The sequence below is a fragment of the Streptomyces sp. NPDC088354 genome, assembly GCF_044753585.1.
Lineage (GTDB): Bacteria > Actinomycetota > Actinomycetes > Streptomycetales > Streptomycetaceae > Actinacidiphila.
Genome location: NZ_JBIVNJ010000003.1, coordinates 431,197 through 453,915, shown reverse-complemented (window position 1 = coordinate 453,915; position 22,719 = coordinate 431,197). Strand labels below are relative to the sequence as shown.

The 22,719-nt window shown below is 73.6% G+C and carries 18 protein-coding genes; 7 read left to right on the top strand and 11 right to left on the bottom strand.

Annotation, left to right across the window (positions count from 1 at the left end; all coding sequences use genetic code 11):
* The first annotated feature begins 19 nt into the window (after nucleotides 1–19).
* On the top strand, nucleotides 20–1,084 hold the full coding sequence (locus ACIP98_RS08205; protein WP_401974387.1) for a DUF6745 domain-containing protein: 1,065 nt from the start codon (nucleotides 20–22) through the stop codon (nucleotides 1,082–1,084).
* On the opposite strand, the gene ACIP98_RS08200 is transcribed toward ACIP98_RS08205, so the two are convergent.
* The 5 genes from ACIP98_RS08200 to wecB form a co-directional block, all read right to left on the bottom strand.
* A complete protein-coding gene (locus tag ACIP98_RS08200; RefSeq protein ID WP_401974384.1) occupies nucleotides 1,060–1,980 on the bottom strand; it encodes a carbohydrate kinase family protein in 921 nt (306 codons plus the stop codon). The genes ACIP98_RS08205 and ACIP98_RS08200 overlap by 25 nt on opposite strands.
* A gap of 339 nt (nucleotides 1,981–2,319) precedes the next feature.
* Complete coding sequence (locus tag ACIP98_RS08195) at nucleotides 2,320–4,488, bottom strand: glycosyltransferase (protein WP_401974381.1); 2,169 nt, start codon at nucleotides 4,486–4,488, stop codon at nucleotides 2,320–2,322.
* Nucleotides 4,485–6,332 carry a hypothetical protein gene (locus ACIP98_RS08190; RefSeq protein WP_401974379.1) on the bottom strand — a complete coding sequence of 616 codons (1,848 nt, stop codon included), beginning with the start codon at nucleotides 6,330–6,332 and terminating at the stop codon, nucleotides 4,485–4,487. Before ACIP98_RS08190 ends, ACIP98_RS08195 begins: the two co-directional genes overlap by 4 nt.
* Nucleotides 6,332–6,973, bottom strand: a complete 642-nt coding sequence (locus tag ACIP98_RS08185) for a class I SAM-dependent methyltransferase (protein ID WP_401974376.1) — start codon at nucleotides 6,971–6,973, stop codon at nucleotides 6,332–6,334. Before ACIP98_RS08185 ends, ACIP98_RS08190 begins: the two co-directional genes overlap by 1 nt.
* Nucleotides 6,966–8,051, bottom strand: a complete 1,086-nt coding sequence (gene wecB / locus ACIP98_RS08180) for a non-hydrolyzing UDP-N-acetylglucosamine 2-epimerase (protein ID WP_319657947.1) — start codon at nucleotides 8,049–8,051, stop codon at nucleotides 6,966–6,968. The genes ACIP98_RS08185 and wecB overlap by 8 nt, the downstream gene beginning before the upstream one ends.
* 60 nt (nucleotides 8,052–8,111) lie before the next feature.
* Between wecB and ACIP98_RS08175 the strand changes: the two genes are divergently transcribed.
* The 3 genes from ACIP98_RS08175 to ACIP98_RS08165 are packed head-to-tail and all read left to right on the top strand — an operon-like array spanning nucleotide 8,112 to nucleotide 11,973.
* Complete coding sequence (locus tag ACIP98_RS08175; protein ID WP_401974372.1) at nucleotides 8,112–9,545, top strand: glycosyltransferase family 4 protein; 1,434 nt, start codon at nucleotides 8,112–8,114, stop codon at nucleotides 9,543–9,545.
* A 17-nt stretch (nucleotides 9,546–9,562) separates the two neighbouring features.
* Entirely contained in the window at nucleotides 9,563–10,819 is a 1,257-nt protein-coding gene (locus ACIP98_RS08170) for a nucleotide sugar dehydrogenase (RefSeq protein WP_401974370.1), read from the top strand.
* Complete coding sequence (locus tag ACIP98_RS08165; protein ID WP_401974368.1) at nucleotides 10,819–11,973, top strand: glycosyltransferase; 1,155 nt, start codon at nucleotides 10,819–10,821, stop codon at nucleotides 11,971–11,973. The genes ACIP98_RS08170 and ACIP98_RS08165 overlap by 1 nt, the downstream gene beginning before the upstream one ends.
* Here ACIP98_RS08165 and ACIP98_RS08160 read toward each other — a convergent pair.
* The 6 genes from ACIP98_RS08160 to ACIP98_RS08135 form a co-directional block, all read right to left on the bottom strand.
* Nucleotides 11,960–13,381, bottom strand: a complete 1,422-nt coding sequence (locus tag ACIP98_RS08160; RefSeq protein WP_401974366.1) for a hydrolase — start codon at nucleotides 13,379–13,381, stop codon at nucleotides 11,960–11,962. The two genes, ACIP98_RS08165 and ACIP98_RS08160, sit on opposite strands and share 14 nt — an antisense overlap.
* 172 nt (nucleotides 13,382–13,553) lie before the next feature.
* Nucleotides 13,554–14,576, bottom strand: coding sequence for a saccharopine dehydrogenase family protein (locus tag ACIP98_RS08155; protein WP_401974424.1), 1,023 nt, complete (start codon nucleotides 14,574–14,576; stop codon nucleotides 13,554–13,556).
* Nucleotides 14,577–14,995: 419 nt separating this feature from the next.
* Nucleotides 14,996–15,457: a hypothetical protein gene (locus ACIP98_RS08150; protein WP_319657952.1), complete on the bottom strand. Its 462-nt coding sequence runs from the start codon at nucleotides 15,455–15,457 to the stop codon at nucleotides 14,996–14,998.
* Nucleotides 15,458–16,444: 987 nt separating this feature from the next.
* Nucleotides 16,445–17,527, bottom strand: coding sequence for a maleylacetate reductase (locus ACIP98_RS08145; RefSeq protein ID WP_401974364.1), 1,083 nt, complete (start codon nucleotides 17,525–17,527; stop codon nucleotides 16,445–16,447).
* A complete protein-coding gene (locus ACIP98_RS08140) occupies nucleotides 17,524–18,399 on the bottom strand; it encodes an intradiol ring-cleavage dioxygenase (RefSeq protein WP_319657954.1) in 876 nt (291 codons plus the stop codon). The genes ACIP98_RS08145 and ACIP98_RS08140 overlap by 4 nt, the downstream gene beginning before the upstream one ends.
* Before the next feature lie 13 nt (nucleotides 18,400–18,412).
* Nucleotides 18,413–20,170: an FAD-dependent oxidoreductase gene (locus ACIP98_RS08135; protein WP_401974361.1), complete on the bottom strand. Its 1,758-nt coding sequence runs from the start codon at nucleotides 20,168–20,170 to the stop codon at nucleotides 18,413–18,415.
* A 70-nt stretch (nucleotides 20,171–20,240) separates the two neighbouring features.
* Between ACIP98_RS08135 and ACIP98_RS08130 the strand changes: the two genes are divergently transcribed.
* From ACIP98_RS08130 to aroQ, 3 genes are read left to right on the top strand one after another with little or no spacing between them, the layout of a single operon-like run.
* Entirely contained in the window at nucleotides 20,241–21,389 is a 1,149-nt protein-coding gene (locus ACIP98_RS08130) for a helix-turn-helix domain-containing protein (RefSeq protein WP_401974358.1), read from the top strand.
* A 60-nt stretch (nucleotides 21,390–21,449) separates the two neighbouring features.
* Entirely contained in the window at nucleotides 21,450–22,211 is a 762-nt protein-coding gene (locus ACIP98_RS08125; protein WP_401974355.1) for a pirin family protein, read from the top strand.
* Between the two features lie 22 nt (nucleotides 22,212–22,233).
* A complete protein-coding gene (aroQ, locus tag ACIP98_RS08120) occupies nucleotides 22,234–22,695 on the top strand; it encodes a type II 3-dehydroquinate dehydratase (RefSeq protein ID WP_319657958.1) in 462 nt (153 codons plus the stop codon).
* The last annotated feature ends 24 nt before the right edge of the window (nucleotides 22,696–22,719 follow it).

The window sequence follows — 22,719 nt, the reverse complement described above, 5'->3', positions numbered from 1 at the left end:
GGACCGGGGAGCGGGAGCGATGACGGTGACGGAGACGGTGGCGGTGGAGACGGAAGCGGCCACCGCGGTGGAGACGACGGCGGTGTGGCGCGAGGTCGCGGCGGCGACGGGCCCGGCCGACCGCGCGGCGGCCGAGGACGGGGTGCGGCTGGCCTACCGGCTCGCGGGTCTGAGCGGGCCGGAGCGCATCGTGTGGGCGGGTTCGCCCCGCGAGGGCGCGGCCCTGGCGGCACGCCTGAAGGAGGAGGGCTCGGCGGGTGCCGGCGTCCGTGAGCGGGTGCGCACCCTGCCGTGGGCCGCCGCACGGGAGCGGGTCTCCGAGCGGATGGGTCCGGCCGGATGGGCGGCGCACTGGGCTGTGACGGGGGCCCCGTTGTGGGACGGCACGGTGCTGCTGACCGAACGGATACGGACCGGGGTGGTGGAGTCCGCCGCCGACCTGCCCGGCGGGGAGCCGGCGATCCGCGCGGCCCTGCTCGACGCGGTCCTCGGCCAGCACGACGCGGCCTGGCTGGCGGCGTTCGACGGCCAGGAGGGCACCGGGGACCTGGCGGGGCTCGGTGCCGTGGCCCGTTCCGCGGGCTGGTGGTGGCCGTACGAGCGGGTCGCCGTCGTCGCCGAACGCCCCCTTCAGCTGCACCGGGACGAGGCCGGCCGCCTCGACCGCGGCGACGGTCCCGCGCTCGCCTTCCCCGACGGCTTCGCCCTGCACGCGTGGCGGGGCATGCCGGTGCCGGCCGCGTTCCTCGACGGGCTGTCGGAGCTGACGCCCCGGCGGATACGCGAGGAGGAGAACGCCGAACTGCGCCGGGTGATGCTGGAGTACTACGGATACGACCGCTACTTGGAGGAGTCCGGCGCGCAGCCGGTGCAGCGCGACACGGCCGGCGTGCTGTGGCGGATCGAGCTGGAGGGGGACGAACCGCTCGTGATGGTCGAGGTCGTCAACTCCACGCCGGAACCGGACGGCACCCACCGCACCTACTGGCTGCGGGTGCCGCCGCGGACCCGGACCGCCCGGGAGGGCGTGGCCTGGACCTTCGGCCTGGAGGAAGCGGACTACGTGCCGGAACGGGAGACCTGAGCGTCCAGGGTCTCCGCGTCGACGAGGGAGAGATTGCCCTCCGCCACGCAGGCGTGCGCGCCGGCGACCGCGCCGAGCCGGGCGCACTCGGCGAAGTCCAGGCCGCGCGCCCGTCCGTACAGGAAGCCGCAGACGAAGGCGTCGCCCGCCCCGTTGGAGTCCTTCACGGGGCCGGGCGGGGGCACGGTGGGGATGTGCCGGGGGGTGCGGCTGCCGTCCCGCTCGAGGAGGTAGGCACCGCCGGCGCCCGCGGTGGCGACGACCGCCGTGGCACGGCCGTCGCGCAGGATGCCGCGCATGACGTCCGCGATGCGCTCACCCGAGCCCGCGGCACTGAGGAACACCAGGTCGGAGCGGCGGGCGAACTCCCGCTGGTGCTCGGCGAGTCCGTCCCAGTCGTGCAGGTCGGTGGAGACGGGCAGGCCCAGCTGCTCGATGTCGTCGTACAGGAAGCGGGTGAAGTGGGAGATCGACAGATGCACGTGCCGGGCGCGCCGCAGGTGCGGGAGGTAGAAGTCGCGGGGCATCCGCAGGTCCGCCGGATCGCGGCCGTCGTAGAAGGACATCCGGCGGCCGGTGCTGTCCACCAGGTTCACCGCCCGGCGGGTGCCCGCCGGGGAGATCAACGGCTCGAAGTCGACATCGCCCTTGGCGAGGCGCTCGCGGACCAGGCCGCCGAGCCAGTCGTCGCCGACGAAGTCGAGGAACTTCACCGTCATCCCGAGCGCGCGGCAGCCGAGTGCCACGTTCCCGCCCGTCTGTCCCGGCCACTCCAGGATCGGCGGCACGCCGAGGGAGTCCGCGGGCGGCACGGGCAGGCTGTCGACCCGCACCACCGTGTCCACTCCCGAACCGCCCACGACGAGCATGTCGTACGGCGACTCATCCGTGGTCATGTCCACCTCCAATAGGCCACCCAGGGCGCCATGTTACGGCTGGGACGGCCGTTCGGTCGTGTGTTCGGCGATCCGTTCGGCGGCCCCTTGGGCCCGCTCCTTCCGCACACGGGTGCAGCGGAGACCCACTCCAGGGCGAGCCGGCCGTGGAGGGAGAGGTCGCCCTCGTCCCCGTCGGTGGACCGTTCCCCTGCGGAGCGTCCGGTGCCCGGCCGGTTCGTCGCGGTCCGGCCGGGCAGGACCCGGCCGTTCGCGATCCGCCTGTTCGATCCGCCTGTTCGTGATCCGGCCGTGCACGGACCGGTCGCCGGGCGGACCGTCACCCGGCGGCCGGACGGCTCAGTGTGCCGTGGCGCCGGTGAGCAGTTCGGTCCACGCGGCACGCACCTTGTCCAGGCCGAAGGACTTCTGCAGCCAGCCGCGCGCGTGCCCGGCCTCGGCCTCCCAGCCGTCCTCGGCCAGGGTGTGGATTGCGTCCGCCATCGCCTCGGGGGAGTCGTGGATCCACCGGCGGTCGTAGATCGCGTCCGCTCCCGGCCAGGGCAGCAGCGCGGGGACGGCCCCGGAGGCCATGCCCTCGGCCGGAGCGAGGTGGAAGCTCTCGTCGTCGCTGGTGGACAGCACGAAGCCGATCCGCCGCAGCCAACTCGCCACGTCCGGGCCGAAACTGTCGAAGACCACGGCGTCCTCCAGCAGCGGGCCCGACTGCACCCGGCGCAGGATCGCGTCGTAGTGCGTGCGCTCCTCCGGCTTGTTCCAGATCCACCAGTAGTCCCACGGCATCTTGGACTTCACCGACAGCTGCCAGCGCGGATCCCGGGCGCGCAGTGCCTCCAGCACGTCCAGCCCGAGGTCGAGCCGCTTGCGGGCGGGCGCGATGCCGATCATGCCGAGGCGGTAGCGGGCGTCGGCGGCCTTGGGGCGGTCCAGCTGGCGGTCGTCGACCCAGTTGGGGATCGTCACGATCTTGGCGTCCGGCCAACCGGTGCGCTCGCGGGTGAGCTCGGTGTAGTGCGGGCTGACGCAGACGACCCGGTCGACGGCGTCGATGTCCACCTGGTCGGGGTAGCCCGCGTACAGCTCGAAGCGGTGCAGCCGCACCAGCAGCCGCGAGCCGCGCCGCTTGTGGCGGCTGTACCAGATGGCCGCGGGGCCGCACCACTCCACGACCACCACGTCCGCCCAGGCGGCGAGTTCACGGCTGGCCGCCACATCGTGCTTGGCCAGCGCCGACCAGGCGTCGATGCGCACCTCGACGCCGGGCAGCGCCTGGAAGTGGTCGAGCAGCCGGGTGAAGAACTTCAGGTCGTGGCTGGCGACCACCACGCGCAGCGGCCGGGTGCGCTTCTCCAGTCCGTCCGGTGTCGCGGGGAAGGCCCGGTCGAGGTGCCCCCGCAGCCGCTCGGCGGCCCGTTCCAGCGAGAAGTGCGCCGCGGCCTCGCGGCAGCGCCGCGCCGCCGTCCGGTACGCCTCCTGGGAGCCGGCGGCGACGGCCACGGCCTCGGCCGCGTCGTCCAGGGTCCCGCGGCCGGGGACGAAGAGCGGGTAGTCGGCGCCGAGCAGGGCCTCGTGCGCGGGGGTGCGGTTCAGCACGACCGGCAGCCCCAGGGTGCCGAACTCCAGAACCTTCGTGGACAGTTCGAGGCTCGCGTCCAGATCCGGATGGCGCCAGCCCAGCCCCACGTCGCAACCCGCAGCGATCCGCATCGCTTCCTGGCGGGGCGTGCCGCCGTGGTGCACCACACCCGTGGTGGTGGTGAGCGCGCGCTCCATGCGGTCGTGGAACTCGGGGTGCAGCGGATCGTCGTGGATCTTGTCGCCGACGGTGTGCAGTTCGGCCCGTACGCCGCGCCCGGCGAGCGCGCGCGGCAGCTCCGTCATCTCCAGGGTGTTCCAGCGCGGCGCGAACTTTCCCGTGTAGACCAGGCGCACGGGGTCACCCGCCGTCTCGTGCTCCGGCACGTCGAAGTCGGGCACCGGCACGCTCGGCGGGTAGAGCACGCACTTGCCGCAGGCCTCCGGCACCCACGCCTCGATGAAGCAGCGCAGTTCCTCGGTCTGGCACAGCAACTGCCGGGAGGCCTCGGCGATCCGGGCCAGGTCCTGGGCAGCCTCGCCGGTCATCTCCGCCGCCGACTGCGGGATGTCCGTCAGGTACGCCCAGATCCTCCCGTCGAAGTCGCCGTCCGCCACGATCTGCGTGACCGCGCGCCGGCCGCGCAGCACCAGCAGGTCGCACGGCTCCTCCTCGTCCAGGGCGCGCAGCTTCCGCGAGGCCTGGACGGGGGAGAGCACGCGGTCCGTCCTCAGGACCGTGACGCCCGGCAGTTCGGCAAGCGGGTCGACCAGCCGCCCGGTGCGCACGGGCGCCTTGAGCACCAGCCGGGTCTCGCACCCGGCCAGCGACAGCGCCTGCACCATCGACTGCGCCCAGACCGCGGAGCCGTCGATGAGATTGAGGTCCACGTCCCCGTAGACCATCGCGCGGATCGTGCGCGTCCCCGTCATCGTGCGTCCTCCCGGCGGATCGTGAAGAGCCGTCCCGCGCCCTCCGGGGCACGCCACAGCGACTTGCGGACGAGAGCGGGCCTGAACCCGTTGACGTGCGGCACGAAGCCCGTGCCGTCGGCGCTGTAGCCCACCGCGTCGGCCCCGGAGCACTCCTGAGCACACATCAGGTCCAGCAGGTGGGCGGCCTCGCGCTCCTCGCCGAGGTCGGTCCAGTCCGCCACCCAGGGCGTGCTCGGCCCGTCGCCGGAGGCCCGTACGGTGACGCCGCCCGCGGTGAGCTCCGCCAGCGCGGTGCCGGGAGTGGGGACCAGCACCTCGGCGGGCCGGTGCAGCTGCGCGAGTACCTGCCCGATGAGCCGGGAGATCTCCGCGCTGTCACGCGGGTCGGCGAGTACCGAGACCCGCCGGGCGTCCAGCGGGTCGGTGGCGCCGGCGATCCGGGCGAGTTGCGACAGCCGGACCCGGGTGGCCCGCGAGGCGAAGATCTCCCGCAGGTCGGCCCGCGCCGTCGTCGCCGGGTCCAGCCGGGCCGGCTGCACTCCGGTGTCGCCGTCGAGGACGGCGTCCCAGGGGAAGCGGGACAGCCCCGGGGCGGCCGACGCGGGGCCGTCCCGCCACAGGACCGTCGGGCGGCCCGCGGCGTGCGCGGTGGCCAGCAGTTCGGCGAGCCGCCGGTCCAGGTCGGGGGCGAGCCCGGTGCCGGTGTGGGCCCAGGGCCCGGGCCCCGTACAGGCGCTGAGCTGGACGACCAGGACGTCCGGGTCGGTGCGTTCGGCGACCAGCGCGGCGTCGTGCGGCAGCGCGCGGTTGACGACCGCGTCGTGGGCGAAGTCGGCGGCCGTGGCCGCGTCGAGCACGCCGGCGACGACGAGGCGGTCCCGGGGCCCCGCGGAGAAGGCGCGGTGCGCGAGGTGCAGCCGGTCGCCGTCGGCCGAGGCGGCCTCCGGCAGCGCGGGGAGGGCCGGGCCGGCCGGACGGGCCGCGACCGGCCGGCCGCCCTTGCTGCGCCCGCGCCACATCCCGTACAGCTCGCGCGGCAGCCGCGCCGAGCCGCGCAGCGGGGAGCGGGCGGCCGAGACGAGCACCTGGCCGACCCGCAGCGAGGTGGAGCCCTGCAGCATGGCGACCCGGGCCTCCAGCACGCCGACCCGCTCCCGGGCCTGGCGCAGCGCCGCGGCGATCTGGTCGCGTTCGCGGACCGCGGCGGCCGCCCGGTCCGCGCCGGTCTCGTCGCGCAGCGTCTCCAGGGCCCGGCTGTCCTGCTCGTGGCGCCGTTCCAGGTCCAGCAGCCGGTCGCGCTGCGCGCGGGAGACGAAGTCGGTGAGGACGTACTCGTCGGCGATCCGCAGCGCGGTGCCGAGGGGGTCACCGCCGTCACTGCCGTCACTGCCGTCGCCGGGCGCCGGGCGGCCCGCGCTGTCGTGGAGCGGCAGCAGGTGCTCGGTGCAGGCGAAGACGGCCCCGCCGTGCAGGTGGACGTAGCCCAGCCCGGCGGCGCGCAGCACCTGGCAGCGGTGGGCGACCAGCCCGTCCAGCAGCCGGTGGTAGGGCAACTCGGTCGTGGGGTGGCCGAGGACGACGAGACCGCGCCCGCCGGGCCGCATCCGCCCCAGTGCGGCCGCGAACGCCGCCTCGTCCCCGTGCCGTGCCGGATCGGGGCCGTACGACAGCAGGAGCAGCCGCCCCTCGCCGACCGGTTCGGGGTCCGCCGGATCGGAGCGGCCGAGCCGGACGCCCTCGGGCAGGTGCAGGTACGGCTCGAGTGGAATGCCGCCGCCGGTCGCGTCGACGACCTCGGTCACGCCGTCCAGGTGCGGGTGAAGCAGATCGAGCAGGCGCATCAAGAGGTCCTCGTGAAGACGTGGAAGCCGACCCTGTTCTCCCGGAAACCGTACGGGGTGAAACCGGTGTGGCGCAGGCCGAGCGGTTCCACGACGGCACGGTACTCGGCCGTGGGCCGGTGCATGATGTAGTCGCCCCGGGGCGTCCGGCGCGGCGCGTCCTCGTCGGAGACGATCAGACGGCCGGTCAGCCGGACCAGGGAGGCGAGATTGACCAGGGACGACTCCCAGAGCGCGTCGTCCATGACGTGGAAGAGCACGTCGACGCCGAGCACTACGTCGTACAGCCACGGGCTGCGCCACGCGTCGAGCTCCGAGACCGCGTAGCGCGGGCCGCCGCCGAGTTCGCGGGCCTGCCCGACGGCCTCGGGGCTGGCGTCGAAGGCGTCGACGCGGTGACCGCAGCGGGCCAGGGCGCGGGAGAACCATCCCTTGCCGCACCCGGCGTCGAGCACGAACAGGGGGTCGGTGCCGCTGCCCGCGTCACCGGTGTGGCGCAGCAGCTCGGCCAGGCGGACGGCGTAGAAGATCTCGTTGCCCGCGCGTTCCAGGCCGATGTGCCCGCTGGAGGCGAGATCGTCGTGGCGCCGGTGGCGTTTCTCCCAGTACTCCCGGGTCCTGTGCGCCGACGGATCAGACATGGTGCTCCAGCCATTCCGTCATGATGCCGGCGATGCGCTCGCCGGACCGGCCGTCCCACAGGGGCGGGCCCTCGGCGGCGGCCGAGCCGCCGTCCAGCGCCTTGAGCAGTGCGGGTACCAGGCTGCCGGGGTCCACCAGCCGGTTGGTGCCATGAGTGACCGTCACCGGGCGCTCGGTGTTGGGACGCAGCGTCAGGCACGGCACACCGAGCACGGTCGACTCCTCCTGCACGCCGCCGGAGTCGGTGATCACGGCGGCGGCGCCGCGCAGCAGCCCCATGAACTCCAGGTACCCCAGCGGCTCCACGATCCGCACGCCGGGTGCCCCCGCGAGGCCCGCCGCCTCCAGGGCGGCGCGCCCGCGCGGGTGCAGCGGGATCACCAGCTCCACGTGCTCGGCCGCGGCGCGCAGCGCCCGTACGGCGGCGCCGGCGGCGGCCGGGTCGTCGACGTTGGCCGGGCGGTGCAGGGTCACCACGCCGTAGCGTTCGGGCAGTCCGTGCGTGGCGCGGGCGGCCGCGGGGTCGAAGCGCGGCAGGTGGGCCATGAGGGTGTCGATCATCGGGTTGCCCACGAAGTGCACCCGTGCCGGGTCCACACCCTCGTTGGCGAGGTGGCCGACCGCCTCGGGACTGGTGACGAAGAGCAGGTCGGCGAGTTGGTCGGTCAGCCGGCGGTTGACCTCCTCCGGCATGGTCATGTCGAAGCTGCGGAGCCCCGACTCGACGTGCGCGACCGGCAGTCCCAGCTTGGCCGCCACCAGCGCGGCCGCGAGCGTGGAGTTGACGTCGCCGTAGACGGTGACGAGCGCGGGGGAGCGGGCGGACAGCTCGTCCTCCAGGGCGACCAGCAGCGCGGCGGTCTGCCGCGCGTGGGTGCCGGAGCCGACGCCGAGGTCCACATCCGGCTCGGGCAGGCCGAGTTCCCTGAAGAAGATGTCCGACATGCGCTCGTCGTAGTGCTGCCCGGTGTGCACCACGGCCTGCGGCTGACCCGCCGCCCGTAGTGCGGCGACCACCGGTGCGGCCTTGACGAAGTTGGGCCTGGCGCCGACAACATGGACTACCGAACCGAGCACGGTGCCTCCCGTGGCTGGAGGTGCTTAGGTGGGGATGTGCGACGTCGTAATCTTCGTGCCTTGATTCTCGCCGCCTCTGTGGCGGTCCGTCATCTGCGGGCCGACCCGGTGCGGGCGGCCGGCCTCGCCCTGCGGCTCGCGCCGGGGCCGGCCCGCCGGCCCGCCGGGTGGGCCCTTGCCCGGTTGCCCGCCCGCGACCCGCACCGGGTCCGCGGCGGCGCGGGTCGTGCCTACGGGCCGAGCGCGGTGGCCGCGCCGGGCGGCGCGCCGGGAACACCCGTACCGGGGCGTGTGCTGCACCTGGTCACCAACTCGCTGCCGTACCGGAATGCCGGTTACACCGTACGCACACATGCCATCGCGCGGGCCCAGCGACAGGCCGGGCTCGATCCGCAGGTGGTCACCCGGCTGGGCTTCCCGGTGGCGCAGGGCGTGTGGGACGGCCGGTCCACGCAGGTGGTCGACGGGGTGCCCTACCACCGGCTGCTGCCCCTGCGGATGCCCGCGACGCCCGGCGCGGTCCTGGCCCGCAACGCGGAGCTGGCCGCCCGGTTGGTCGAACGGCTGCGTCCGGAGGTGCTGCACGCGGCCACCGATCACCCGAACGGCCGAGTCGCCCTGGCCCTGCGTGAATCCTTCGGTATCCCGGTGGTGTACGAGGTGCGCGGCTTCCTGGAGGAGACCTGGCTGACCCAGGGGCCCGGCCGCAGCCCGGACGACGCGTCCTTCCGCGAGCGCCGTGCGCTGGAGACGCACTGCATGCGCTCGGCGGACCTGGTGTTCACCCTCGGCGAGGCGATGAAGGAGGAGATCGTCGCGCGCGGTGTGCCCGCGGAGCGCGTGCGGGTCGTGCCGAACGCGGTGGACGACGTCTTCCTGGAACCGCTGCCCGACGCGGGCCCCTTGCGCGCCCGGCTCGGCATCGGCCCGGACGAACTCGTCGTCGGCACGGTCTCCACGCTCACCCCGCACGAGGGCATCGGCACCCTGCTGCGCGCGGGCGCCGAAATGCGCCGCCGGGGGGTGCCGCTGCGGCTGCTCATCGTCGGCGACGGCCCGCTGCGGCCGGCCCTGGAGCGGCAGGCGGCGGAACTCGGTCTCGGTGACGCCGCGCTGTTCACCGGTCGCGTTCCCTACACGGAAGTTCGGGCGTATCACGCGGTATTGGACGTTTTCGCGGTACCGCGGACGCCCGATCGGGTATGTCAATTGGTAACGCCTCTCAAGCCGGTGGAGGCGATGGCGAGTGGACTTCCCGTCGCTGCCAGTGATCTCAAGGCCATGGGGGAGCTGGTGGAAGACGAGGTGAACGGAAAACTAATTCCATCAGAAGATCCTCACGCCTGGGCAGAAACGCTCGAAGTATTGCTCTATAGTGCAAAACGGCGACGGACGATGGGTGAAAACGCCCATAACCGGGTGGCTCGCGACCGTACGTGGGCACACATCGCCGTGCGGACGCGCGACGCCTACTGCAGTCTTGGGGCCGGATAGCACTCGGGATGGTGCGCATGACGGTGGATCTCGCAGTCGTAGGCCTCGGATACGTGGGGCTGCCGCTCGCCCGCGAAGCCGCGGCGGTGGGACTGAGTGTGGTGGGTCATGACCTCGATCCGCGTGTGGTGGCCGGTCTGAACGCCGGCCATTCCCATGTGGACGACGTCTCCGACGACGACCTCGCGCGCATGCTGGCCGCCGGCTTCATCGCCAGCACCGGGCAGGAGTGCCTGGCGGACGCTCAGACGATCATCATCTGCGTGCCGACCCCGCTGTCCGCCGACGGCGGACCCGACCTGACCGCGGTCACCGGCGCCGGCGAGGCCATCGCGGCGCGCCTGCGGCCCGGGGTGCTGGTGGTCCTGGAGTCGACGACGTACCCGGGGACCACGGACGAGGTCCTGCGGCCCATCCTGGAAGGCTCGGGACTACGTGCCGGACGGGACTTCGCGCTCGCCTTCTCCCCCGAACGGATCGACCCGGGCAACAAGACGTACGGCCTGCGCGACACGCCCAAGATCGTGGGCGGTCACACTCCGGAGTGCGCGGCGCGCGCGGTGGCGTTCTACAGCAAGGTGGTCGACACCGTCGTCCAGGCCAAGGGCACCCGCGAGGCCGAGATGGCCAAGCTGCTGGAGAACACCTACCGCCACGTCAACATCGCGCTCGTCAACGAGCTGGCCGTGCTCTGCCGCGAACTCGACGTCGACATCTGGAACGCCATCGACTGCGCGGCGACCAAGCCCTTCGGCTTCCAGGCCTTCCGGCCCGGCGCCGGGGTCGGCGGCCACTGCATCCCCATCGACCCGAACTACCTGTCGTACAAGATCCGCACCCTCGGCTACGAGTTCCGCTTCGTGGAGCTCGCCCGGGAGATCAACCACCGGATGCCCGAGTACGTGGTGCGCCGTTCGCAGGACCTGCTCAACGACGTGGGCAAGCCGGTGCACGGCTCGCGGGTGCTGCTGCTCGGCGTCACCTACAAACCCGACGTGGCCGACCAGCGGGAGACCCCGGCGGTCCCCGTCGCACGGCTGCTGCGCAAGCTCGGCGCCGACGTGAGCTATGACGACCCGTTCGTCCCCGCCTGGGCGGTCGACGGCGAACCGGTGGCGCCCGCCGGCGACCTGCCCACGGCGCTGCGGGAGCACGACCTGACCATCCTCCTCCAGGATCACAGCGCGTACGACCTGCAGGACGTCGCGCGCCACGCGCGCCTGCTGTTCGACACGCGCGGACGCCTGAACCGGCCCGATGTCGAGGTGCTGTGATGCACGTGCTCGTCGTGACCGTCGTGCACCACCCCGAGGACGCCCGGATACTGCACCGGCAGATCGGGGCGCTCCTGGACCGCGGGCACACCGTCACCTACGCCGCGCCCTTCGGCGCGCGGGGCGTGACACCGCGCCCCGAGGTGGAGGCGGTCGACCTGCCGCGTGCCATGGGACGCGACCGGCGCGCTGCGGTGCGGGCGGCGCGGCGGATGCTCGACGCGCGCGGCCCCGCGGCGGACGTCGTGCTGCTGCACGACCCGGAGCTGCTGCTCGCGCTGCCCGGCGCGCTGCGCCACTGGCGGCGCATCGGCGCCCGGCGGCCCGCCGTGGTGTGGGACGTGCACGAGGACACGGCGGCCGCGATCGCCATGAAGGGCTGGGTGCCGCGCGTGCTGCGGCCGCCGACGCGGCTCGCGGTGCGCGCCGCGGAGCGGATCGCCGAACGGCATCTCCACCTGCTGCTGGCCGAGGACGCCTACCAGGCGCGGTTCCGGCGCATCCACCCCGTCGTGCCGAACCTGGTGACGGTGCCGCCGGGCAGCCCGGTGCCGCCGGGCGACGACCGGGTGGTCTACCTCGGTCAGCTGTCCCGGGCCCGGGGCGCGGAGGAACTCATCGCCATGGCGCGGCTGCTGGCCCCGGAGGTCCGGGTGGAGGTGATCGGGTCCGCCGACGGCGACGTGCGCGCGCTGCTCTCCTCCGCCGACCGCGACGGCGTGCTGCGCTGGCACGGTTTCCTGCCCAACGACGAGGCGCTCGGGCGGCTGCGCGGCGCGCTGGCGGGGATCTCCCTGCTGCGCGACGAGGCCAACTACCGCCACTCCCGTCCGACCAAGGTCGTGGAGTACATGGCCTACGGCATCCCCGTCGTCTGCACCCCCAACCCGCTCGCCGTCGAGCTGGTCGAGGCGCACGACTGCGGGCTGCTCGTGCCGTACGAGGACCCGTCCGCCGCCGCCGAGGCGGTGCGCAGACTGCGCGCGGAGCCCGAGCTGCGCGGCCTGATGGGCGCGCGGGGGCACGCGGCGGCGCTTTCTGGGCTCAACTGGCCCGACCGGGCCGCCGAGTTCGTCGCCGGGCTGGAGGACTGGGCGGCGGCGGCCGCTGCCGCCGCCACCCGGCCCGGTGCCGCGGCGGTCAGCTCACGGTGAGCGCCGTGTCGTCGATGACGAAGGACGTCTGGATCTGCGAGCCCTCGGTGCCGGTGAACTTGACCGTCACCGTCTGGCCCGCGAAGCCGGCGAGGCTGAAACTCTTCAACGTGTAGCCGGAGTTGGCGTTGAGGTTGGAGTAGGTGGCCAGGGTGGTGGAGCCGGCGGCCACGGTGAGCTTGTCGTAGGCCGTGGTCGTGGTGGTCTCGTCGGTGTCCACGTGCAGGTAGAAGCTGAACGTGGCGGTGGTGCACCCCGCGGGGATCGTCACCGTCTGCGCGAGGGTGTCGGTGTGCGCGGAGCCGTAGCCGTCGAGCCACGCCTTGTACGAGCCGGTGCGGGCGGCCTGGTCTGCGGAGTCGGTGATGACGCCGCTGGACGCCGTCCAGGCGGTGCCGCCCGACTCGAAGCCCGGGTTGCCGAGCAGCTGGGCGGCGGCACAGGTGCCGCCTCCGCCTCCGCTGCCGGTCGCGCCCGACAGCCACTCGGTGGCGTTCAGGGCGAGCGCGGCGTTGGTGGCGCCGGAGTCGTTCCAGCCGTCGTAGAGGGTGTTGCCGGAGGCGCCGGTGCCGTCGTCGATGGGCGAGCTGTCGCCCCAGAAGGCGACCCGGCCGCTGCCGAAGGTGCTGGTGGCGAAGAAGGCGCCGGTGGTGCCTGAGTAACCGGTCCGGTAGAGCAGGCCCTTGACGGAGGAGTTGTCGGCGGGCTTGAGGGTCGCGGTGGTGCCGCTGGCGATCAGGCTCTTGGAGACGGTGCCGAAGGAGCCGTGCAGCACGGCGTTGGTGCTGTCGGTGATGGCCTTCGGGTAGTCCGAGGCGATGCTCAGCGTGTCGACGGAGAAGCCGAACGGGTCGGTGCTGTCGACGGAGTTGTTGCTCATCAGGTCGTTGATGACCTCGACCGCGTCCTCACCGTCGTTGTTACGGTCGGCGCCGGTGTGGTCGGAGACGAGGAAGAGGCCGCCGCCGGCCTGCACGAACTTCATCACGGCGGTCTTCTCGGCCGTCGTCAGCAGCACGTTCGGCTCGGGCAGCACGAAGGTGTCGAAGTTCTTCAGGTCGGTGGCGCTGGACGTGCCGTAGGTGATGGAGCCGCCCGAGGGCAGCGTCTTGAGCGCGTACGCGCCGGTCCGCTGCAGGGCCACGCCCCAGGAGGACAGGGCGCCGGTCCAGTCGGTCTCGGCGGACGGGGTGGCGTCCTCGCCGAGCGGGTCGGGCTGGCTGGTGCCGATGACCCAGTCGGCGTTGCCCGCCGTCTCGGCGTGGGCGTTGTCGAACAGCACACGGTGCGGGGTGGCCGCGTGGGCGGTGGTCGGGGTGGCCGCCTGCACAGCGGTGACCGCGAGCAGCGCACCCAGGGCAGCGGCGGACGCGGTGAGTCCGCGGCGGGTCGGGGCAGATCCGAGCATCCTGCATGACCTCCTGTGTGGGGGTGTTCAGAGAGGCGGTGCGGGCGCCAATTCTGCGCGCGTAGATCAAGGGGGGACGTGCGTCAGGGATGGCGAGCGGTTGAACGGTACATGGCAACTCTGTCGCCGGGCAACGCTCGGCCCCCGCGCTGCCGGCGTGACGGGCGAACCGTCAGCCGAAGTGCGGCCCGTTGCGGCGCACGCCGTCCAGTTCCAGGACGAAGTCGGCGCCCAGCGCGGAGGAGGGGGTGTGCGTGCCGCGCGGCAGGTCCGGCAGCCGCGGCATGATCCGCAGCACCGAATCCACCGTCAGGGCATAGCCGTTGGGTGCGGACAGCGCCGCCTGGGCCTCGCTGCCCCGGGGGTCGCGGGCACGCGCCCACACCTGCGAGCGGGTGCGGGCCAGTGCCCGCTCGCCCGGGCCGCGCACGAAGCGGTCGACCCCGGCGCGGGCCGCGCGCCGTACGGGCGCGACCGCCAGCAGGCGTTCCACGAGCGGGGCGGCGGGCAGCCAGGTGTAGGTCGAGATGTTCGGGATGCCCGTCGAGTGGTAGGCCGTGCTCACGTCGCCCCACGCGACGCTCGCCACCGAACGGTCGCCGGTACGGAAGGACGCCGTGACCCGGTGCCACCCGAGCGGCACGTCGCGGATCACGCCGTTGATCCTCGCCCGGCCGCCGGCCCCCTTGTCCAGCGCCTCCAGCGCGGAGCGCGCGGTGCCGGGGCTGGCCCCGCCCCCGGCGACGAACGCCAGGTCCAGGTGCGACGCGCCGGGCAGCGCGGCCGCGACGGTCGCCGCAAGGCAGTCGGTGGGCACGACGTCGAAGCCCGCGCCGGGCAGCAGCGTCACCCCGGCGGCGCGGGCGCGGTCGCCCAGCGCGTGCAACCGCTCCAGCACGTCGATCTCACCGGTGATGTCGAGATAGTGCGTCCCGGCGTCCAGGCACGCCTCCACCATCGGCAGCGCCGTCGTCGAGAAGGGGCCGGCGCAGTGCGCGACCGACGGCACCGCGGCCAGTGCCTCCCGGAGACCGGTCGCGTCGTCGAGGTCCAGCACCCGGTACGGCAGCCCGAGTTCCGCCGCGAGCGGTTCCAGCACGGCGGCGGTGCGCCCGGCCAGCACCGGGCGTTCCCCTCGGGCCACTGCCTCCCGCGCGATCAGGCGTCCGGTGTACCCGGTGGCCCCGTACAGCATCCACGTCACGCGTGCGGCTCCCCTCGAAGCGGCGGTCCGGAGGCCGATGTTACCCGTCGGTCACCGGGAGTGCCGCCCAGGGCCGGGGAGGGCGGGCGGAGGAGGTGGTCCGACGAACCGCTGAAACGACAATGACACGCCCTCGAACGAGGGGGGCGTGCTCACCCGATCCAGTGGCGCGGCGGGGCTGGGACGTACCACCGGCGTACTCGCTGCGTTGCATGGGGGCATGGACAGCACATCCGTCGCCCAAGGGTGCCTTCTCCTCGGCCACACCGACCACCACCGCACCTACGCCGAACTCACCGGCGCGTACTGGCTCGACCCGCCGATCTACTCGGAACTCGTCGCCGACTGGCGTGCCGGGGGGCGGACGGTCCCGCGCCGCACGGCGGTGGACGAGCCGGAGCCGGACGAGGTCAGCGGAGGCACTCGGCGGCGACCGCGGCCTGGAACAGCGCCAGTTCCACCACGGTAGGGGTGTACAGCGTCCCGTTGCCGTCCGGTGGCACGAGCCACCGCAGCGCCCCGCCCCCCGCCGCCCGGTACGGCGGCGGGACCGCGATCCAGGCGCCCGCGCCGGCGTACCGGATGCCCGAGCCCACCCATCTGCTCGCCGGATCCGGTGGCAGGAAGAAGCCCACCCGGTGGGACGCCGCGTCCGCGAGCGTCGGGCCGGGTTCCGCTCCCGGCATGCGCAAGAGGGCGTCCAGGGCGAGCAGTCCGAGATCCTCGGGCACGCTCAGCACGTCCCAGAACCGTCCCGCGGGCAGCAGCGCGGTGCCGCTCTCCCCGTGCTCCCACTCCCGCTTGCACGCCCGCGGGTCCGCCGCGGCGGCGGCCAGCCACTCAGTTGCCTGCTTCGGTGCCGTATTCCTCATGTGCCTTACCTTGGTAGATATTTCTACCTGGCGGAAGGGGTGGCGGGGCCTGGCGTTTGGGGGTCGAAAACACGCGTTTCCCGTACGTGCGTACGCCCCTGTGAGCTGCGGCGCATCGGCAATTGCCCATGCGGACGGGTGAATTCTCGCCAGCAATTCCTAATTCCCCCCGGACCGGGAGGGCGGGCCTTTTCCGGTCCTTCGGAACGTGAGCACGCGAGTGCGGAACTTTCCCGTAGCGCCGGAGGGGGAGACGACGGCTACCGGCGGTGTGTGCGGCCTGCCCGGGGGTGCGTGGGCGGGAGGGGGTGTGCGCCCGCGGGGCTGCTTTCGCGCATCGTGGGTCGGGCCGGGGGTGGGCTGATGCGGGCGTCGGCCGACTGGAGCGGTCGTGGCGGCGACGCGTCGCGGCGGGCGGGGGTGTGGCGTCCGGCGCCGAGTCCGGACCCGGTCGCGGGCGTGGGCTGGCCTGTCGGCTCGGCTGCCGGGCCGTGCGGGCCGCCTGCCGGGAGGAGCGTGGGCGGGGGCGGTGTGCGCGGCTGCTCGCACGTCGTCGGTCGGACGCTGGTTGTCGGACCCCCGGTCATGTGCTGGCGCGTCGCGTCGGCCAGCTCGGGTGGTCGTGGCGTCGATGCGTCGCGGCGGGCGAGGGGTTGGGGCGCCGGCGCCGCGCCCGGACTCGGTCGTGCGTCTCGCGTGTCGGCGTTCCGTGTGTGCCCGCGCGGCAGTTCTCGTGCGCCGTCGGTCGGGCCGGGGGTGGGCTGATGCGCGGCGTCGGCTGGTTGGAGCGGTCGTGGCAGCGACGCGTCGTGGTGGGCGAGGCTGTGGCGCGCGGCCCACGCGCCCGGAACCGGTCGTGCCTGCCGTCGTCGGGGTTGCTTGGGCGGGACGGCCGTGCGCGGCTGCCGAGTTCGGCAAGGGGGGGCGGACCGGTCGCCGCGGCGGCCCCCGCGGGGATGCCGCGGGGGCCGCCGGGGAGGGAGGCGGTCAGAGAGCAGGGGGCGGGGGATCCCCCTCGTAGGCGGCGGTCAGGATCGCGCGTACGTCGTCCGCGAGGGCGGGGCGGGGGTTGGCGTACGGCGCGGCTGTGGCGATCTCCGCGGCGCGGTTGAGGTCCGCCCGGGTGAGCCCGAGATCGGCCAGGGAGCGGGGGGCGCCGAGCCGGCCGCCGAGGTCGTGCAGGGCGGCGGCCGGGTCGTCGGTGGCCAGGGCGCGCCGGAGTGCCGCCGAAGTGGCGGGGGTGGCGGGGGCGTTGAAGGCCAGGACGTACGGCAGCAGCACCGTGTGGGTCTCGGAGTGCGGGAGCCCGAAGCTGCCGCCGAGCACGTGGGCCAGCTTGTGGTGCAGGCCCATCGTGGTGGCGCCCAGGCACGCCCCGCACAGCCACGCCCCGTACAGGGCGTCGGCGCGGGCCCCGGGCGCGGCCGGGTCCTCCACGACGCGGGGGAGCGCGCCGGCCAGGGCCCGTACGCCCTCCTCGGCCATCAGCGAGACGATGGGCGTGGCGTCGGGCGCGTACAGCGCCTCGACGGCGTGGGCCATCGCGTTGACGCCGCTGGTGGCGGACAGCGCGGGCGGCATCGACACGGTCAGTTCCGGGTCGTAGACGACGCTGCGCGGCAGGACGCGCGGGTCGCGGCCGGTTCGCTTGACGCCGTCCTCGGTCAGCCCCCACACCGGGGTCATCTCCGAGCCGGAGTAGGTCGTCGGCACGGCGATCAGCGGCAGGCCGGTGCGCAGCGCGACCGCCTTGCCGAGGCCGACCGCAGAGCCGCCGCCGACCGCGACCAGGCCGTCCGCGTCGACGCCCAGGGCGACTTCGACGGCCTCGTCGGCGACCTCCACCGGCACGTGCATCACCGCGCCCGGGTGGACGCCCGCGCAGGCCGCGCCGAGCGAATCGGCGACGGCCCGCGCGGTGTCCAGGCCGTGCCGCCCGGACACCACCAGCACGCGGCCCAGCCCGAGCCGGTCCGCCTCGCCGGCGACGGCGGTGCCGGCGGAGCCGGCGCGGAAGACCACCCGCATGGGCAGCGACTCGTGGACGAAGTCCAGGTTGCCGGGGCTCATGACGCCCGCAGCACGATGTCGAAGTCGGCCAGCCGGAACGGGGCCGGCACCCCGTACTCCGCCGCGAGCCCGGCGTCGTCGACCTCGGTGAACGTCTGCACCAGGCTCTTCTTGACCGCGAACACCGCGTCCGAGTCCAGGTACGGGCTGTCCTCGACGAAGATGTGCGTGGTCACCGGCTGGAATCCGGCGTGTCCGGCGATGAAGTGGATGTGCGCCGGCCGGTACGGATGCCGCTCGGTCGCGCCCAGCAGTTCGCCGACCGGGCCGTCCGTGGGGATCGGGTAGTGCGCCGGGACGACCGTGCGGAAACGGAAGCGGCCCTCCTCGTCGGTGCTGAACAGACCGCGTCCGTTGCCCTGCGGCTGCGCCCCCGGCTGCTGGACGTCGTAGAAGCCCTGGTCGTCGGCCTGCCACACATCCACCATCGCGCCCGCCAGCGGGGTGCCGTCCGTGGAGAGCACCCGCCCGGTGACGACGCACGCTTCCCCTGTTCCCACCATGTCGATCGAGTCGCCGAAGGCACGCTCGGGGGAGTCGACCATGTGGAACGGGCCGAGCACGGTGGACTCGGTGACCGTTTCACCGGCCGCCCGCGCCGCCTTGCGCTGGTTGATCGTCTCCACGAGCATCGACACGCCGAGGACGTCGGAGAGCAGGATGAACTCCTGCCGCTTGTCGTCGCACTTCTGGCCGGTGCGGGTCAGGAAGTCGACGCCCCACTCCCATTCCTCCATGGTGGGCTCGACCTCGCGGATGAAGTCGTGCAGATGGCGTGTCAGGCTGCCCAGGATCTCGCGCAGCCGCGGATCGGGCGTGCCGGCGAAGCTCTCCACGACCGCGGCGGTGGCGCTCTCTTCGGTGAAGTCCATCAATGGCTCCTTGTCAGTCCCGTCCCAGAATGCGCCGCAGCGCCCCGCCGAGCACGCTGCGCGCCTCGGCCTCGTCGGCCGCCCCGGCCGCCTGCCGGAAGGCGACGTACAGGTCGGGGCGGACCAGCAGCACCCCGGTGTCGCCGGTCTCGCGCAGCCGCGCCCAGTCGCCGTAGGGGTCCTCGTAGTCCTGCCCGGGGCCGATCACCGCGGTCGCGATGTCCAGGCCCAGGTCCGCGCCGACGCTGCGCGCGGCCGCCACCCAGGTGGCGCCGCCGATGCCCGTGAGCAGGGTGAAGCGCCCGCCGCCGCCCAGGTCCAGGGTGGACAGGGTGCGGGTGCCCGCCGTCAGCCAGGCGTGCGGCAGCTTCGCGCCGGGCCGGCTGCTGGGCTGGTGGTGGAGCTCGGGGTCCCGGTCGAAACCGGGGTCGGGGCTGCCGTCGGGGACGACCGCCGCCGAGGAGTAGCGCTGGTTGAGCTCGACGCCGTGGGCGTTGAACTCGTACCGCTTGAAGTCGATCGCTTCGCGGAGCCGCTGCCTGCGCTTCTCGCCGGCGGGCGTGGCGTCCTTGCGGGAGGCCATGTTGGCGACGAGCTGCTCCGGGCTCTGCGGGGTGAGCAGGTCCAGCGCCTCGAAGACCGGGGCGGTCTCCCCGATGGACTTGTTGGCGCGGGTGACGATCTGCCTGCCGACGGGGGCGCGCTCGGCGGTGTAGCTGTCGAGCAGCGAGGGCGCCGCGGTGCCGTCGAGCACCAGCTTCAGCTTCCACGCCAGGTTGTAGGAGTCCTGGATGGAGGTGTTGGAGCCCAGTCCGTTGGACGGCGGGTGCCGGTGCGTGGCGTCGCCCGCGCAGAAGACCCGGCCGTTCGCGTACGTCTCGGCGTACATCTCGTTGACGGTCCAGGACGAGCTGGAGCGGATGGTCACCGGCACGTCGTCGTCGCCGATCAGCTGGCGGACCACCGACAGGGCGTACTCCTCGGTGAGGTCCGGCGGCGCGGCCTCGACGTCGTAGCCCCACACGATCAGCCACTCGTTCCACGGCTTGACGTTGCGCACCAGGCCCGCGCCGATGCCGCCGACCGTGGCCCCGGGGGTCAGCACCCAGTAGAGGGTGCCGGGACGGTGGGCGGTCCAGCGGGACAGGTCGGCGTCGAAGAGGATGTTGATGCTGCCCGCCACCCCCATCTTGCCGCCCATCGGCAGGCCCGCGTCCTCGGCGACCTGGCTGCGGCCGCCGTCGGCGCCGATGAGGTACTTGGCGCGGATGGTGTACTCGCCGCCGCGCAGGGTGTCCTCGACGGTCACGGTCACGCCGTCCGCGTCCTGCACGAAGGACTTGTAGACGGTGCCGTACCGCAGCTTCGTCCCGCGGGCGACGGCGGCGTCGACGAGCACCGGCTCCATGAGGTGCTGCGGCATGTCGCACATGCGGGTCGGGCTGGCGAGCTCGTGCGCGGCCTGGACCAGCGGGTCGTTGCCCCAGGAACGCAGGCGGCCCAGCTCCTCGCCCGCGAGGCTGGTGCAGAAGACCGTGTTGTCCATCAGGGGCTGGGGTGTGGCCTTGGCGATCACCTCCTGCTCGACGCCCAGATCGCGCAGGACCTCCATGGTGCGCTGGTTGGTGATGTGCGCCCGGGGTGTGGCCGACAAGCGGTCGTACCGGGTCACGACGACGTTCGGGACTCCGTAGCTGCTCAGGGCGAGCGCGGCGGTCGCCCCGGCCGGCCCGCTCCCCACGATCAGCACATCGGTTTCGACGGTGTCCATCAAAGCGGCTCCCTGACGGATAATTGAAATGGCAACGAACCGAATGGTTAACCAGCGGGAGGTTTCCGGCGTGTCTCAATCCGATACACCGCACGAGGCACTGCTGCTCGGTGCCTACCTGCGCGAGCGGCCGGAGGCCCGCGCGGTCGTGGCCGCCGACGGCAGGTCGCGGCTCGTGAGCGCCGAAGCCGCCCGGCGGCTCTCCGAAGAAGCCCTCGACCTGCTGGAACGACGGGCCGGTGGCATGGTGCGGGACGGCCGGGCGGAAGGCTGCGAACTGCCTCTGCCGGGCGGCGGCTGGACCGCCCGGCTGCGTGCCGTGCAGGACGCGGGCGAGGTCATCGGCGCCGTGGCGATCCTCACGCCCACCGGTGACGCGGGTGCCCCGCACGCCGCCGTGCCGGACCCGCGGCTGCCAGGGCTCACCGGCGCGTCGCGGTCCTGGCGCTCAGCGCTGGCGCGCGCGGTGGACCTGGGGCGTTCGCCGGGCACCTTGCTGATCGCGGGCGAGCCGGGCACCGGCAAGACCGCCGTTGCCCGCGCGGTGCGCCCGGACGCGGTGGAGCTCGACGCGGCGCAGGCCACCGCGGCGGCGGCGCACGCATGGGTGGAGCAGCTGTCCGCCCTGCGCGCGCCGGTGCCGGTGCTCGTCCGGCACCTGGAGGTGCTGGACGCGGGCGCCGCCGCGCTGCTGGTGTCGCTGCTGGACCGCTTTCCCCGTATGCCCCTGACCGCCACGTCCACCCCCGGGGAGCCGGTGGGGGGGCCGTGCGTGGACCGTCTGCTCGGACGGCTGGCGGCGCGCTCCGTGACGCTGCCGCCGCTGCGTGAGCGCCCCGAGGACGTGCCGGGCCTGCTGGCCGCGCTCAGCCCGCGCCCCGCGCCCGGGTACCCGCCGCTGACCTGGACGGTCGAGGCCAGGCGGGTCCTGGAGCGGCACACCTGGCCGGGCAACGTCGCGGAGCTGGGGCTGATCGTGCGCGAGCTGGCCGACCGGCGCCGGGCGGTCGCCCCGGTCCGTCCCGACGAGCTCCCGGACGCGGTGCGCGGCGCGGCCGGCGGGCGGCGGCTGGGCAGTCTGGAGCGGGCCGAGCGGGACGCGATCCTGGAGGCGCTGCGCACCCACGGGGGGAACAAGGCGCGGGCGGCGCAGGCGCTGGGCATCGCCCGGGCGACCGTCTACCGCAAGCTGCGGAGCTACGGCATCCAGGGAATATAGTTTAGATTTCAACATGTTAGGTTGGCCGTAGGCACGACCCCCGCAGGAGGAGACCCACCCATGACGACCCAGCTGGACGTCCGCCGCGCAGGACAGCGGTTCCACACCCGCGCGGGCTGGCTCGACTCGCACCACTGCTTCTCCTTCAGCCACCACTACGACCCCAAGAACACCCACTTCGGCCTGCTGCTGGTCTCCAACGACGACGTCGTCGCGCCCGGCACCGGCTTCGACACCCACCCGCACCGCGACATGGAGATCGTCACCTGGGTGCTCGACGGCGGCCTCGTCCACCAGGACTCCGAGGGCCACAACGGTGTGATCTACCCGGGCCTCGCCCAGCGCATGAGCGCCGGCACCGGCATCCTGCACAGCGAGAAGAACGACTCGTGGAAGCTCACCGGCGGCCCCGAGCACAAGGACCCCGTCCACTTCGTGCAGATGTGGGTCTTCCCCGACGAGCAGGGCATCAAGCCCGGCTACGAGCAGCTGGACATCAACGACGAACTCGCCCGCGGCGGCTGGGTCACCGTCGCCTCCGGCATGGAACGCGACCGCGACGAGCGCGCCATCTCCATCGCCCAGAAGCACGCCGCCCTGCGGGCCTCGCGCATGGCCGCGGACCAGACGCTCGCGCTGCCGACCGCACCCTTCGCCCACGTGTACGTCGCCAAGGGCGAGGTCGCGCTGGAAGGCGCGGGGCTGCTGTCGAAGGGCGACGCCGTGCGTGTCACCGGGTCCGAGGGCCAGCGGCTGACCGCCGGGGCGCAGGGCGCGGAGGTCCTGGTGTGGGAGATGGACGCCGCCGTCACCTTCGGGTGATCACGTGGTAGACCTGAGGGCCATGACCCGCACTCTCGCCAACGCGCCGATCATGGTCCTCAACGGTCCCAACCTCAACCTGCTCGGGCAGCGGCAGCCGGAGATCTACGGCCCGGAGAGCCTCGCCGACGTCGAGGCGCTCTGCGCGACGACCGCGCAGCGGCACGGAGGCACCGTCGACTGCCGCCAGAGCAACCACGAGGGACAACTCGTCGACTGGATCCACGAGGCACGCGAGGGCCACTGCGGGATCGTCATCAACCCGGGCGCCTACTCGCACACCTCGGTGGCGCTCCTCGACGCGCTGAACACCTGCGACGGGATGCCGGTCGTGGAGGTCCACATCTCCAACATCCACCGGCGCGAGGCCTTCCGGCACCACAGCTACGTCTCGCTGCGCGCCGACGGGGTCATCGTGGGCTGCGGCGTCCAGGGCTACTCCTTCGCCGTGGAACGCGTCGCGGCGCTGCTCGCGGCGGCCTGAGCCGCGGACCCGGCCCCCGCGCCG

Bases quoted from the DNA above. Each gene is read 5' to 3' on its own strand.
- ACIP98_RS08205 (WP_401974387.1), top strand. From the start codon at position 20: ATGACGGTGACGGAGACGGTGGCGGTGGAGACGGAAGCGGCCACCGCG.
- ACIP98_RS08200 (WP_401974384.1), bottom strand. From the start codon at position 1,980: ATGACCACGGATGAGTCGCCGTACGACATGCTCGTCGTGGGCGGTTCG.
- ACIP98_RS08195 (WP_401974381.1), bottom strand. From the start codon at position 4,488: ATGACGGGGACGCGCACGATCCGCGCGATGGTCTACGGGGACGTGGAC.
- ACIP98_RS08190 (WP_401974379.1), bottom strand. From the start codon at position 6,332: ATGCGCCTGCTCGATCTGCTTCACCCGCACCTGGACGGCGTGACCGAG.
- ACIP98_RS08185 (WP_401974376.1), bottom strand. From the start codon at position 6,973: ATGTCTGATCCGTCGGCGCACAGGACCCGGGAGTACTGGGAGAAACGC.
- ACIP98_RS08170 (WP_401974370.1), top strand. From the start codon at position 9,563: ATGACGGTGGATCTCGCAGTCGTAGGCCTCGGATACGTGGGGCTGCCG.
- ACIP98_RS08165 (WP_401974368.1), top strand. From the start codon at position 10,819: ATGCACGTGCTCGTCGTGACCGTCGTGCACCACCCCGAGGACGCCCGG.
- ACIP98_RS08160 (WP_401974366.1), bottom strand. From the start codon at position 13,381: ATGCTCGGATCTGCCCCGACCCGCCGCGGACTCACCGCGTCCGCCGCT.
- ACIP98_RS08155 (WP_401974424.1), bottom strand. From the start codon at position 14,576: ATGCTGTACGGGGCCACCGGGTACACCGGACGCCTGATCGCGCGGGAG.
- ACIP98_RS08150 (WP_319657952.1), bottom strand. From the start codon at position 15,457: ATGAGGAATACGGCACCGAAGCAGGCAACTGAGTGGCTGGCCGCCGCC.
- ACIP98_RS08145 (WP_401974364.1), bottom strand. From the start codon at position 17,527: ATGAGCCCCGGCAACCTGGACTTCGTCCACGAGTCGCTGCCCATGCGG.
- ACIP98_RS08140 (WP_319657954.1), bottom strand. From the start codon at position 18,399: ATGGACTTCACCGAAGAGAGCGCCACCGCCGCGGTCGTGGAGAGCTTC.
- ACIP98_RS08135 (WP_401974361.1), bottom strand. From the start codon at position 20,170: ATGGACACCGTCGAAACCGATGTGCTGATCGTGGGGAGCGGGCCGGCC.
- ACIP98_RS08125 (WP_401974355.1), top strand. From the start codon at position 21,450: ATGACGACCCAGCTGGACGTCCGCCGCGCAGGACAGCGGTTCCACACC.
- aroQ (WP_319657958.1), top strand. From the start codon at position 22,234: ATGACCCGCACTCTCGCCAACGCGCCGATCATGGTCCTCAACGGTCCC.